This is a genomic window from Pseudomonas sp. PSE14, assembly GCF_029203285.1.
In the GTDB taxonomy this organism is placed as follows: domain Bacteria; phylum Pseudomonadota; class Gammaproteobacteria; order Pseudomonadales; family Pseudomonadaceae; genus Pseudomonas.
Map to the genome: position 1 here is coordinate 3957305 of NZ_CP115669.1, position 12274 is coordinate 3969578.

Consider the following 12274-nt stretch of genomic DNA (forward strand, 5'->3'; position numbering starts at 1 on the left):
GGATTTAAGCTGTACTTTCCGAATCGCAACAATTCATATCTACAGTTGACGCCGATAACGACAAGAACAGAAAATCGCCGCCACAATTCACCCCTGCCGACGGGAGCATATGATGTCCAAACTTGCGGAGTTCCGTGAAGCCGAACGCCAGCTCAAAGAACAACTCGCCCTGCTGGAAAAACTCAAGAATGACAGCAGCCTGAAAAAGGAACTGGAGTTCAAGGACCAACTGCAAGCCCTGATGGACCAGTACGGCATGAACCTGCGGAATGTGATCAACATTCTCGACCCGCAGACTACCGGCGAACCGGCACCGACCCAGCAGCGCCGCAGCCGCCAGCTGAAAGTCTACAAAAACCCCAACTCCGGCGAAGTCATCGAGACCAAGGGTGGCAATCACAAAACCCTGAAAGCCTGGAAACAACAGTTCGGCGCTGAAACCGTCGAATCCTGGCTGCAGAAGTAAGAAAAAAGCCGCAGCGCGCTCCCGCCCTGCGGCTTTCTTTACCGACTCGCAACGATTCTGACCAGCGGCACAGCATCAACTGGCTATTGCCGACAGAAATCCATATAATTCCGAACGCGAGTACCAAACCCAAGGTCGCCCCTCCCAGCACTCCCCTACCATGATCCAGGGTTGAAGCTGGGCACTACAGGGCCACGGCCAGCGCCCCTCCGCATCGATTCCAGAGCACGTCAAGCCGCGCCAGGAAAGTTTGCCCGAGCGATAGCGCCTACGTCAGTTCAACTGCCTTTACCCAGCACCGCAGACTGACGCGAACCGACCCTCAAGTTTCCATTCGCTGCCATATTCCGGTCACACGCTTTCTGCATCCTCAGATTGCACCCGGAGCTTTTTACGATTTCAACGGTCATAAGACCGTTACCTATTTGGAAAGACAAGACAATGAAAACCTCCCCGCATATCCAGGAGGCGATTCGCACCCTTTCGGTAGCCTTCGCCCCTCTGAACTGCGTCATCCAGGCCAAGCGCAAGCACGGCTTCAGCTTCACGCTGGTGAACGAGCATGGCATCGCCAAGCACACCGAGCGCCTCTACCCCCAGCAGTATCAGGCCGAAGCACCACTGCAAGCGGTCATCGAGCGCGTACAAGCCACCCTCGCCGCCTGAATCTGAAAAATGAAAAGCCCCGCCAAAGCGGGGCTTTCTGCTTCCTGCCCCCATATAAAGGCGGCAACCTGCATGAACGTCAGCGCAGGCTGATCCCCGCCTTCACCGATTCGATTTCTCCCGCCAGCGCCGCATAGCGCTCCGCCTGTGCCGCATAGGTCAGCGAGTAAGCCGCACCGTCACCCAGAGCCACTTGCAGGGTCTGCTTCAATACTTCGGTGCCGTTCCGACTGATGCCGCAACGCACCTCCAACCCATCCAGGCCGCCCAGCCTCGCCGCCCGAGGCTTGCTACAGGCAGCCTGGAAGCCCTGGCGGAGAAAGTCCTTCTGCAGCGCCTTGCGCATCTCGAGGATGACGTTCTCCACATTAACAGAGGCATCGGCACCCAGGCGGCTGCGCGTCACCTCCATGATCAATTCCTGGGAGCCATCCTCCGCCAGGCGCACGCCACGCTGGCGAATCAGCGGCGCATCAGCCACCGCATCTTCCGGCAAGCGCGAGACGCTCCAGCCCTCCGGCCAGACCACCCGCATATCCGCCAACGCCGGCACCGGCGCCAGCAGCATGCCGAGCACCAACCAGGATCGTAGACCGCTCATTACCACCTCCGACCACACCCCAGAGGACACCATAACAGGCGCACCGACTTTTCTGCGGACAAACAAAAAGGGCGACCCTTTCGGATCACCCTTTTTGCAGCCGCCGGAGCGGCTATGTTTGGTAGGCACAATTGGACTCGAACCAACGACCCCCACCATGTCAAGGTGGTGCTCTAACCAACTGAGCTATGTGCCTGTCGTGTGGGGCGCATTCTACGCGATGGTTTTGGAGCGTCAAGCACTTTTTTCTCTAACTCACTGAAAAAGTGAATTTTTTTATGTTCGACCGTCCGTAAATTATTTTGCACGGGCACTAGCCGGCCAGATTCGACTCAGGTAGCATCCACCCATCTCGTAAAAAATAACAAACACAGGTGCATTATGCCGCACACTCCCTACCCCTCTTCCTATTACGCAGCCTCGGCCAACCCGGTCCCGGCCCGCCCTGAACTGCAGGGCGAGGTGGAAACCGACGTCTGCGTGATCGGTGCAGGCTATACCGGCCTGTCCACCGCGCTGTTCCTGCTGGAAAACGGCTTCAAGGTCACCGTACTGGAAGCCGCCAAGGTCGGCTTCGGCGCTTCGGGCCGTAACGGCGGACAGATCGTCAACAGCTATAGCCGCGACATCGACGTCATCGAACGCACCGTCGGCGCCAAGCAGGCTCAACTGCTGGGCCAGATGGCCTTCGAAGGCGGCCGCATCATTCGCGAGCGCATCGCCAAGTACAACATCCAGTGCGACCTGAAGGACGGCGGCGTGTTCGCAGCCCTCAGCGCCAAGCAGATGGGCCACCTGGAATCCCAGAAGAAACTGTGGGAGCGCTTCGGCCACACCCAGCTGGAACTGATGGACGCCAAGCGCATCCGTGAAGTCGTGGCGACCGACAGCTACGTCGGCGGCATGCTCGACATGAGCGGCGGCCACATCCACCCGCTGAACCTCGCCCTGGGCGAAGCCGCGGCCGTGGAATCCCTGGGCGGCGTGATTCACGAGCAGTCCCCTGCCGTGAAGATCGACCGTGGCGCCAACCCGGTCGTGCATACCCCGAAGGGCCGCGTGAAGGCCAAGTTCATCGTGGTTGCCGGTAACGCCTACCTGGGCGGCCTGGTGCCGGAGCTGGCGTCCAAGTCGATGCCGTGCGGCACCCAGGTGATCACCACCGAACCGCTGAGCGCCGAGATGGCCAAGACCCTGCTGCCGCAGGACTACTGCGTCGAGGACTGCAACTACCTGCTCGACTACTACCGCCTGACCAGTGACAACCGCCTGATCTTTGGCGGCGGCGTGGTTTACGGTGCGCGCGATCCGTCGAACATCGAGGCGATCATTCGTCCGAAGATGCTGAAGGTGTTCCCGCAGCTGAAGAACGTGAAGATCGACTTCGCCTGGACCGGCAACTTCCTGCTGACCCTGTCCCGCCTGCCGCAGGTTGGCCGTATCGGCGACAACATTTACTACTCGCAAGGCTGCTCCGGCCACGGCGTGACCTACACCCACCTCGCCGGCAAGGTGCTGGCCGAGGCGCTGCGTGGCCAGGCCGAGCGCTTCGACGCTTTCGCCGACCTGCCGCACTACCCGTTCCCGGGCGGTCGCATGTTCCAGGTTCCGTTCTCCGCGATCGGCGCCTGGTACTACAACCTGCGCGACAAGCTGGGCGTCTGACGCTCCGCTCCGCACGAAGAAAAACGGCGCCTCACGGCGCCGTTTTCTTTTTCCGGGATAGCCAGTCAGCTCCCCGGGCAAGCCGGCAAAGCTTCACAGCGTGCCGCGGAATTCGCAGCGCCAGCGGGTACCACCGAGAAGCGCGAATCTGCCGGCGCCAAGCGAGCCGCACAGCTAACCGCTGCACGCGCCTGTTGCGGGCAGCCGCGCTCACCCAGCACATTGCCCAGGTTGAACCAGCCTGCGGCGAAATCGGGGCGTGCGCCCACGCTATGCCGCAAGGCCGACTCCGCCTCGGGCAGATGCCCACCCGCGTACTGCGCGTTGGCCAGGGCGAACCAGCCCAACGCATCCTGCGGCCACGCCTGCGTTGCCTTGAGGTATGCCCGCTCAGCCAAGGCCGGCTGGCCGGTTTCCTCCAGATCATGCCCGGCGCGCAGCCAGGCAGTGGGCTCTGCCGTGGCCGGCAGACGATCCGCCGGCACGGTCACGACCGCCCAGCGCTTGCTGCGAGCCCAGGTGACATCGAAGGCGGTGAAGTCGATCACCAACCGCTCGGTGATCCCCGAACGCAGGATCAGCTCGTGGCGTTGCCGATCGAAGCCCACCACCACCGCGAAATGCCACACCGGCAACCAATCCAGCCCCTGGTTCTGCAGAATCAGCACCGGATTGCCCGCCGCCACCTCGCTCAAGACATCCTCCAGGCGCGGCTTCAGCGGATAGACCAGCATGCCCTTCTCCCGCGCCGCCGCGACCAGCTCCACCTGCAAGCTGCCCTGGCGCTCCGGAAGGAACACACGATCCTTCAGTTGCCGCGGCGTAACCCGCACGCCGCGCTGGTTGAGCATGGTTGCCAGGGCGGCAGGGCCGCACTGGAACTCCTGTTGCGGGAAGAACTGCACATCGCTCAACTCCACGCGTTCGGGCAGCGCCTCCACACTGGAAGGCAACTTCGGTGCCTGTGCACAGCCACTAAGCGCCATGGCCGCCGCCAACGCGGCAGCCATGACCGTGCGACTCAACGCTGGCACCTGACGAAGGTGAAGATGTGGGTGATGCAGAGCATGTCAGTGATGACGAAGATCAGCAGGAACAGCAGGATGATGCCGATGATGCCACCGGCGGGAGCCTGGTCCAGCTGCTGGTTGAACTGCGCCAGCTCCTCATTGGAGAGGCTCTTGATGCGTTGCTCGACCTTGCTTCGCTCAACGCCCATGGACTGCAGCTTCTTCTGCACACCCTGGTCATCGAGCATCTTCAGCAATTGCTCACGGTCGACCTGTTGTTGCTGCGCCTGCAGCACCTCACCGGTGGCAACCATGCTCGCCTGCGCGAGCGGCACCTCCGCCACCACGCCCAACTGCGCCAGCACCAGCATGGCTGCAAGGCTCTTCACCCGCTTTGTTATGGTCATTCTGGGTTTCCTCATCTCTGACTACTTGCACGAAGGCACGACGTGCTGCCGCCCGGCGCAAAAGCCGGCAAGCCGCAACGTTCCCGCCATGTCGGCGCCAACCGCTGGGCCGCTAACTATTAAGATGCTAGGTCAGGAAAAGAGTTCGAAGCGTAATGTGCGCCAGTTGGCGTTTAGATGCCCCAGATAGACGCAAGCGTGGCCACGGGGAAAGAGAATATGCTCCGGCCCGAAGCCACCACCTTCCACCCGCAGCAGCCGCCCCCACGGATGATGACTGATGCGCCCGCGCACATCGGCAACACCGCCGCGCCACCAGTGGATCGCACCCTCGGCATTGTCGATACCTTCAGGCTGCTCGATGCGCACTGGCTCGTCGCGCCAGTTGATCACCCGCAGCGGATCGAAGCCGGCCTGTCGCTTCAGTGGCAGCGGCGCAATCCACCAGGCGCCGTCACGCTCTTCCAGCTCTACGGCCAGGTCGCACCACTGCGGCTGCTCCAGCGCCCAGAGCAGGTCGCCGTCGATTTGCAGCGAGGGTTCGGGCTGCGCCTGAATACGGAAGCCGGGGCAGATCAGGATGCCCTCGCGCAGCGGAATGCGAATCTCGCTCACGCCCCCTCCTGCCGCAGGAAGGGACCGGCCTTGCGCTCCAACAGAAGCACCAGCTCCGGCTGCAGGTAGGCGTAATCGTCAGTGATATCCAGGCACACCAGCCGCTTGCCGCGCATCGCCTGCGGGAAACGACGCAGCAGTGACTGCCGCTGGCGGCGCTCCATGACGAAAACCAGGTCGGCCCACTCAAGCTGCTCGGCACTCAGCAATACATCCGCGTCCGGCGCCAATCCGGCGGAGTCGGTCTCGACCTCCGGCCAGTTGGCGAAGACGGTTTCAGCGGTGGGGCTGCGCAAGCGGTTGCGACTGCAGATGAACAAAGCGCGGCGCACTTCATCCTCCCTACGGCTGGCGCGCGAACGGCAGCGGCGATTCTAGGGAAGAACGGCGCTCAGGGCGAGGCCGCCGCTTTCTGCTTGGCCTTTTGCCGTTCGAGGAAGTCCACCTTCCACTGCTCGACGCCCAGGTGCTCGGAGTCCAGGCTCGCCTCGACCCCGTACTTCGCCTTGAGCGCGGCGACCTCCTTGGCATGGTCAGCAAGGAAGCGGTCGAAGCGGTCGATCAGTTCGCCGTGCTTCACCGTGGAGAGATGGAAGGTGCTGCGCGTGTGCGGCAGCGAGGGATCGAACACCAGGGCGCCAGGGCGGGCGCGGATATTGTCCAGGTAGTAGGTGGCGACCACCACGTTGAAGTAGGCGCCGTCGGCCTGCTTCTTCAGCGCGGTATGGATCATCTGGCGCAGATCGGCACTGGGCGTGATGCTGACCTGCCCGGACTGCACCTGTTGCTCGTAACCGCGCGGGGTCCAGCCCTCCACCAGCGCCAGGCGCTTCAACGCGCCCACGCCCTGCCCGAGGCGATCCGGTGCCACCAGCACACCGTCGACGTACTGGGTCACCGGCTGGCTGTAGCGCAGAGACTTGGCGGCCTTCTGTTCCGGCGCCCAGTTGGAATTGTCCGGGTACTTGAGATCGACTTCGCCATTGAGCAACGCCGGCAGCAGCGCATCCACCGGCAGCGGACGGTATTCCAGGGTGATGCCACTGGAGGTGGCGAAGAGGTCGAGCAGGTCGCGGGCGAATCCCTGGTAGCGCCCCTGCGCGTCGGTCACGTAGTGCGGTGCGAATGGCAGGTTCTCGACGCCGACCACATAGGTCTGCGCCATGGCCCCGGTGGAAACGATGCTGGCGAGCGCCCAGCAGAAAGCCTTGAGCTTCAAAGTACCCTCCTGGTGACATTGTTGTTCTGTCGGGCGAGCCGGGCAGCCCGCCGTGGCGGGCTCAGCCGCCGGTCATGCTCATGAACCGCAGCACCTGCACCTGCTGATCGGCTTCGAAGTGGTGACGCTCGGGCTTCAGGCGCAGTGCTTCCATCAGCGCGGCGCGCAGGCGCGCGACGTCACCGGGGTGTTCGCGCAGCAGGCGGCGCAGGTCCAGGGCACCTTCATGCCCCAGGCACAGCACCAGCTTGCCTTCGGCGGTCACCCGCACGCGATTGCAGTCGCCGCAGAAATTGTTGCTGTGCGGGGAGATGAAGCCGATGCGGCTGTCGTAGCCATCGATGCGGTAATAGCGAGAAGGTCCGCCGCTGCGCTCGGGCGTCGGCAACAGCTGCCAGCGTTCGGCCAGGTGCGCGCGCACCTCGTCGCTGCTGCACAGCGTGAGTTTGCGTTCGTGGCTGCTGACGGTGCCCAGCGGCATCTCTTCGATGAAGCTGATGTCGATGCCCTTGCTCAGGGCGAACGCCACCAGGTCGCAGACTTCATCGTCATTGCGCCCCTTCTGCACCACCGTGTTCAGCTTGATCCGCTCGAAGCCGGCCTCGCGCGCGGCATCGATGCCGTCGAGCACCTGCTCCAGCTTGTCGGCGCGGGTGAAGGCGGCGAAGCGCTCGCGGCGCAGGGAGTCGAGGCTGATGTTCAGGCGGCGCACGCCCACGGCTCGCAACTCGGCAGCGCGCTCGCGCAGTTGGGAACCATTGGTGGTAATCGCCAGATCGTCCAGTTCCTGGCGCGCGCCCAGCTTGGCCAGCAGGCCGGTCAGCCCCTTGCGCACCAGCGGCTCGCCGCCGGTGATGCGGATACGGCGCACGCCCAGGCCGATGAAGGCATCCGCCACCGCTTCCAGCTCTTCCAGGCTCAGCACCTGATCACGCGGCAGGAACTGCATGTCTTCACTCATGCAGTAGGTGCAACGGAAGTCGCAGCGGTCAGTGACCGACAGGCGCAGGTAGGTGATGCGTCGGCCGAAGGGGTCGACCAGTTGGGAGTCAGGCATGGGCAGTGAGGTTCCGGTTGGCAGGCTGGCCAGACGAAAGTGCGCTAGGAATACAGTAGTTGTGGGCCGATGTATACACGAATTCGACCCACAAGTCAGGAATTTGCCTCAAACCCTCGCCTTGAGAGGGTTACAAGGCCGGTGCTACCATGCCCGGCTCGGTTGGGCAACAACAGCAGCACAAGAAGACCAGCATCCATGACCAGCATTCGCGAGCGTAACCGGCGCCTCATCCTGCGCGCAGCCAGTGAGGAATTTGCCGAAAAGGGATTCGCGGCGACCAAGACCAGCGACATCGCCGCTCGCGCCGGCCTGCCCAAGCCTAACGTCTATTACTACTTCCAGACCAAGGAAAACCTCTACCGCTGCGTTCTGGAAAGCGTCGTCGAACCCCTGCTACAGGCCTCCGCGCCGTTCCGCGAGGACGACGAGCCGGGCGAGGCGCTCAAGGCCTACATTCGTTCCAAGGTCAGGATTTCCCAGGAGCTGCCCCACGCCTCCAAGGTGTTCGCCAGCGAACTGATGCACGGCGCGCCGCACCTGCCCAGGGAGTACCTCGACGAGCTGAACGCCCAGGCCCAGCGCAACATCGCCTGCCTGCAGAGCTGGATCGACCGCGGCCTGCTCGCCCCGGTGGACCCGCACCACCTGCTGTTCACCATCTGGGCGGCGACCCAGACCTACGCCGATTTCGACTGGCAGATCTCCATGGTCACCGGCAAGACCAGCCTCAGCGATGCCGACTTCGAGGCCGCCACCGAAACCATCACCCGCCTGGTGCTACGCGGCACCGCCCCGGACAACGATAACGAGCACAAGCCCCAGGGGCGCCTGCGGCCGTTGTCGATCTGAGCGCAGCGCGGCCATAACGTCCAGGTAAAGCATCTGGCGTGCGGAGTGCCGCGCGCCCTTTCGCCTGTCAAAACGCTTCGTCCGCCCGGCCCTGCGAAACGCATACCCCACAAACGCGTAGGAGCGAGCTTGCTCGCGAACCCGCTTCACGCCTGACACTTCCGGCGTAATCGAAGGTTCGCGAGCAAGCTCGCTCCTACAGGTAAAACATCTGGCGCGCGGAATACCGCGCGCCCTTCGCGCCTGTCAGCCCGCGTCGGCGACCAGGCCCAGTGCCTGTACGCCACGGATCGCGCATTGCTCGTCGATATCGGAGGCATCGCCGCTGATGCCGATGGCACCGATCACTTCATTGGCCGAGTTACGGATCAGCACGCCGCCCGGCGCAGGGACCACATTGCCTTGCGCCAGGGTATTCACCGCCGCAATGAAGGACGGGCGCTGCTGCGCGTCCGCCGCCAGCACGCGCGACGACTTGCCCAGCGCCACGGCGCCCCAGGCCTTGCCGATGGCGATCTGCGGGCGAAGCATGCTCGCGCCGTCTTCGCGCTGCAGGGTCACCAGGTGTCCGCCGGCATCCAGTACGGCAATGGTCAGCGGCGCGGTGGACAGCTCGCGGCTGGCGACCAGGGCCTGGCGGGTGATGTCCAGTGCGGTTTCCAGACTGATGGTGCTCATGAGGTTTTCCTCTTCAAGGTTGATAAGTCAGGGGCACGAACGGCACCGGCAATTCGCCTGCACACATCCGCATCAGAAATCTGTACGCAATCTAGTAGCCGAACGCCCCGATCAAAGCAACACAAAAGGACAATGAGCACCTATTTTTGTATACATTTTTTCAAACGATAGTTTGACCCAAAGATCAGCTTTTAATGCAAGTACATGATTTATATGTATTTTTATAAAAAATGACCCGTCAGTCCGACGTATACAACCCGTCTTGACCTTCTCACCAGAGCCTGCATAGAATCGCCTCAACTTTTGTACACAATCAGTATAAGAACCGAGGAACAAATTATGGCCAGAATGAGAGCAATCGAGGCTGCCGTACTGGTAATGCGTCGCGAAGGCGTCGATACCGCCTTCGGCGTGCCAGGCGCCGCCATCAACCCCATGTATGCGGCCATGAAGAAACTCGGCGGCATCGATCACGTCCTGGCTCGCCACGTCGAAGGCGCGTCGCACATGGCCGAGGGTTACACCCGCACCACCGCCGGCAACATCGGCGTGTGCATCGGCACCTCCGGCCCTGCCGGCACCGACATGGTCACCGGCCTGTACTCGGCCTCTGCCGACTCCATCCCGATTCTCTGCATCACCGGCCAGGCGCCTCGTGCTCGCATGCACAAGGAAGACTTCCAGGCCGTGGACATCACCAGCATCGTCAAGCCGGTCACCAAGTGGGCTACTACCGTTCTGGAGCCGGGCCAGGTGCCCTACGCCTTCCAGAAGGCCTTCTATGAAATGCGCAGCGGCCGTCCGGGCCCCGTGCTGATCGACCTGCCGTTCGACGTGCAGATGGCCGAAATCGAATTCGACATCGACGCCTACGAGCCGCTGCCGGTACAGAAGCCGAAAGCCACCCGCGCCCAGGCCGAGAAAGCCCTGGCCCTGCTCAACGACGCCGAGCGTCCGCTGATCTGCGCCGGCGGCGGCATCATCAACGCCGATGCCTCCGACAAACTGGTCGAGTTCGCCGAGCTGACCGGCGTACCGGTAGTCCCGACCCTGATGGGCTGGGGCACCATCCCAGACGATCACCCGCTGATGGCCGGCATGTGCGGTCTGCAGACCTCACACCGCTACGGCAACGCCACCGTACTGGAATCGGACATGGTGTTCGGCATCGGCAACCGCTGGGCCAACCGCCACACCGGTTCGGTCGACGTCTACACCGCGGGCCGCAAGTTCGTCCACGTGGACATCGAACCGACCCAGATCGGCCGCGTCTTCACCCCGGACCTGGGCATCGTTTCCGACGCCGGCTCCGCGCTGGAAGTCTTCCTGGAAGTCGCCCGCGAGTGGAAAGCCGCCGGCAAGCTGAAGGACCGCAGCGCCTGGGTGGAATCCTGCCGTGAGCGCAAGCGCACCATGCAGCGCAAGACCCACTTCGACAACGTGCCGGTCAAGCCGCAGCGCGTCTACGAAGAGATGAACGAGTTCTTCGGCAAGGAAACCTGCTACGTCAGCACCATCGGTCTGTCGCAGATCGCCGGCGCCCAGTTCCTGCACGTGTACAAGCCGCGTCACTGGATCAACTGCGGCCAGGCCGGCCCGCTGGGCTGGACCATTCCGGCTGCCCTGGGTGTGGTCAAGGCCGACCCGAGCCGTCAGGTTGTCGCACTGTCGGGCGACTATGACTTCCAGTTCATGATCGAAGAACTGGCGGCCGGTGCGCAGTTCAACCTGCCGTACATCCACGTGCTGGTGAACAACTCCTACCTGGGTCTGATCCGTCAGGCACAGCGCGGCTTCGAGATCGACTACTGCGTGCAGCTGGCGTTCGACAACGTCAACGCACCGGAACTCAACGGCTACGGCGTGGATCACGTTGCGGTGGTTGAAGGCCTGGGCTGTAAAGCCATCCGCGTCTTCGACCCGGAGCAGATCGGCGCTGCCTTCGCCCAGGCCCGCGAGCTGATGCAGAAGCACCGTGTGCCGGTTGTCGTGGAAGTCATCCTGGAGCGCGTCACCAACATCTCCATGGGTACCGAGATCAACGCGGTGAACGAGTTCGAGGAACTGGCGCTCAAGGGTGCCGACGCCCCGACCGCCATCTCGCTGCTGGATTGATCCCCCTGTGGGAGAGGCGTCGCAAGGCCCTCTCCCCTGACCCTCTCCTTGCCGAGAGGGGGCTGTTCGAGCAACACGCCATCAAGGAGTCACACAATGCCCCGTTTCTGCGCCAACCTGTCCATGCTGTTCACCGAGGTGGACTTCCTCGACCGCTTCGACGCCGCCGCCAAGGCCGGCTTCACCGGTGTCGAGTACCTCTTCCCCTATGACGTCGAGGCCGAGGTGATCAAGGCCCGCCTGGACGCCAACAAGCTGGAACAAGTGCTGTTCAACCTGCCCGCCGGCGACTGGGCCAAGGGCGAGCGCGGCATCGCCTGCCATCCGGATCGCGTCGAGGAATTCCGCGCCGGTGTGGACAAGGCCATCGCCTACGCCAAGGTGCTGGGCAACAAGCAGGTCAACTGCCTGGCCGGCATCCGTCCGCAGGGCTATGACTGCGCCACCATCGAGAACACCTTCCTGAACAACCTGGAGTACGCGGCGGACAAGCTCGAAGCCGCGGGCATCAAGCTGGTCATGGAAATGATCAACACGATCGACATTCCCGGCTTCTACCTGAAGAACACCCAGCAAGCCCTGGAGCTTCGCGAGAAGGTCGGCAGCGCCAACCTGTTCCTGCAGTACGACATCTACCACATGCAGATCATGGAAGGTGACCTGGCCCGCACCATGGAGAAGAACCTCCCGGCCATCAACCACATCCAGCTGGCCGACAACCCCGGCCGCAACGAACCGGGCACCGGCGAGATCAACTACCGCTTCCTGTTCGAGCACCTGGACCGCATCGGCTACCGCGGCTGGATCGGTTGCGAATACAAGCCCAAGACCACCACCGAAGCCGGCCTGGGCTGGCTGAAGAGCCACAACGTCATCTGATGTTTTTTGCCGGGTTCCCGCCTTTGCGGGAATGACGGGGAACC

14 protein-coding genes and 1 tRNA gene are annotated in these 12274 nt (G+C 62.9%); 6 read left to right on the forward strand and 9 right to left on the reverse strand.

The features are described from left to right. The first annotated feature begins 112 nt into the window (after positions 1 to 112). Both O6P39_RS18055 and O6P39_RS18060 read left to right on the forward strand, forming a co-directional pair. On the forward strand, positions 113 to 466 hold the full coding sequence (locus tag O6P39_RS18055) for a histone-like nucleoid-structuring protein, MvaT/MvaU family (RefSeq protein WP_275607838.1): 354 nt from the start codon (positions 113 to 115) through the stop codon (positions 464 to 466). A gap of 441 nt (positions 467 to 907) precedes the next feature. Next, positions 908 to 1132, forward strand: a complete 225-nt coding sequence (locus tag O6P39_RS18060) for a hypothetical protein (protein WP_275607839.1) — start codon at positions 908 to 910, stop codon at positions 1130 to 1132. A 79-nt stretch (positions 1133 to 1211) separates the two neighbouring features. On the opposite strand, the gene O6P39_RS18065 is transcribed toward O6P39_RS18060, so the two are convergent. Both O6P39_RS18065 and O6P39_RS18070 read right to left on the reverse strand, forming a co-directional pair. After that, positions 1212 to 1733 (reverse strand): DUF4946 domain-containing protein, encoded by a 522-nt coding sequence (locus O6P39_RS18065; protein WP_275607840.1) that lies wholly within the window; start codon positions 1731 to 1733, stop codon positions 1212 to 1214. A gap of 119 nt (positions 1734 to 1852) precedes the next feature. Then, positions 1853 to 1929, reverse strand: a tRNA-Val gene (locus tag O6P39_RS18070). A gap of 185 nt (positions 1930 to 2114) precedes the next feature. On the opposite strand from O6P39_RS18070, the gene O6P39_RS18075 reads away from it, so the two are divergent. After that, on the forward strand, positions 2115 to 3398 hold the full coding sequence (locus O6P39_RS18075; RefSeq protein ID WP_275607841.1) for an FAD-binding oxidoreductase: 1284 nt from the start codon (positions 2115 to 2117) through the stop codon (positions 3396 to 3398). 65 nt (positions 3399 to 3463) lie between these two features. On the opposite strand, the gene O6P39_RS18080 is transcribed toward O6P39_RS18075, so the two are convergent. The 6 genes from O6P39_RS18080 to moaA all read right to left on the reverse strand — a co-directional run bounded on the left by O6P39_RS18080 (position 3464) and on the right by moaA (position 7706). Further along, positions 3464 to 4384 (reverse strand): PA2778 family cysteine peptidase, encoded by a 921-nt coding sequence (locus O6P39_RS18080; protein ID WP_275611978.1) that lies wholly within the window; start codon positions 4382 to 4384, stop codon positions 3464 to 3466. Between the two features lie 35 nt (positions 4385 to 4419). Next, positions 4420 to 4815, reverse strand: a complete 396-nt coding sequence (locus O6P39_RS18085; RefSeq protein ID WP_207886974.1) for a PA2779 family protein — start codon at positions 4813 to 4815, stop codon at positions 4420 to 4422. 132 nt (positions 4816 to 4947) lie between these two features. Next, the gene (locus O6P39_RS18090; RefSeq protein ID WP_275607842.1) at positions 4948 to 5430 is read right to left on the reverse strand and encodes a hypothetical protein; all 483 of its coding nucleotides are present in this window, start codon (positions 5428 to 5430) and stop codon (positions 4948 to 4950) included. Beyond that, on the reverse strand, positions 5427 to 5762 hold the full coding sequence (locus tag O6P39_RS18095) for a low molecular weight protein tyrosine phosphatase family protein (protein WP_275607843.1): 336 nt from the start codon (positions 5760 to 5762) through the stop codon (positions 5427 to 5429). Before O6P39_RS18095 ends, O6P39_RS18090 begins: the two co-directional genes overlap by 4 nt. A gap of 59 nt (positions 5763 to 5821) precedes the next feature. Beyond that, positions 5822 to 6649: a transporter substrate-binding domain-containing protein gene (locus O6P39_RS18100; protein ID WP_275607844.1), complete on the reverse strand. Its 828-nt coding sequence runs from the start codon at positions 6647 to 6649 to the stop codon at positions 5822 to 5824. Positions 6650 to 6710: 61 nt separating this feature from the next. Next, on the reverse strand, positions 6711 to 7706 hold the full coding sequence (gene moaA, locus O6P39_RS18105) for a GTP 3',8-cyclase MoaA (protein ID WP_275607845.1): 996 nt from the start codon (positions 7704 to 7706) through the stop codon (positions 6711 to 6713). Between the two features lie 198 nt (positions 7707 to 7904). On the opposite strand from moaA, the gene O6P39_RS18110 reads away from it, so the two are divergent. Then, positions 7905 to 8558 (forward strand): TetR/AcrR family transcriptional regulator, encoded by a 654-nt coding sequence (locus O6P39_RS18110; RefSeq protein WP_275607846.1) that lies wholly within the window; start codon positions 7905 to 7907, stop codon positions 8556 to 8558. A 246-nt stretch (positions 8559 to 8804) separates the two neighbouring features. On the opposite strand, the gene O6P39_RS18115 is transcribed toward O6P39_RS18110, so the two are convergent. After that, a complete protein-coding gene (locus O6P39_RS18115) occupies positions 8805 to 9236 on the reverse strand; it encodes a heme-binding protein (RefSeq protein WP_275607847.1) in 432 nt (143 codons plus the stop codon). Positions 9237 to 9575: 339 nt separating this feature from the next. On the opposite strand from O6P39_RS18115, the gene gcl reads away from it, so the two are divergent. Together gcl and hyi are read left to right on the forward strand one after the other, a co-directional pair. After that, complete coding sequence (gcl, locus tag O6P39_RS18120) at positions 9576 to 11351, forward strand: glyoxylate carboligase (RefSeq protein ID WP_275607848.1); 1776 nt, start codon at positions 9576 to 9578, stop codon at positions 11349 to 11351. Positions 11352 to 11447: 96 nt separating this feature from the next. After that, complete coding sequence (hyi, locus tag O6P39_RS18125) at positions 11448 to 12230, forward strand: hydroxypyruvate isomerase (RefSeq protein WP_275607849.1); 783 nt, start codon at positions 11448 to 11450, stop codon at positions 12228 to 12230. The last annotated feature ends 44 nt before the right edge of the window (positions 12231 to 12274 follow it).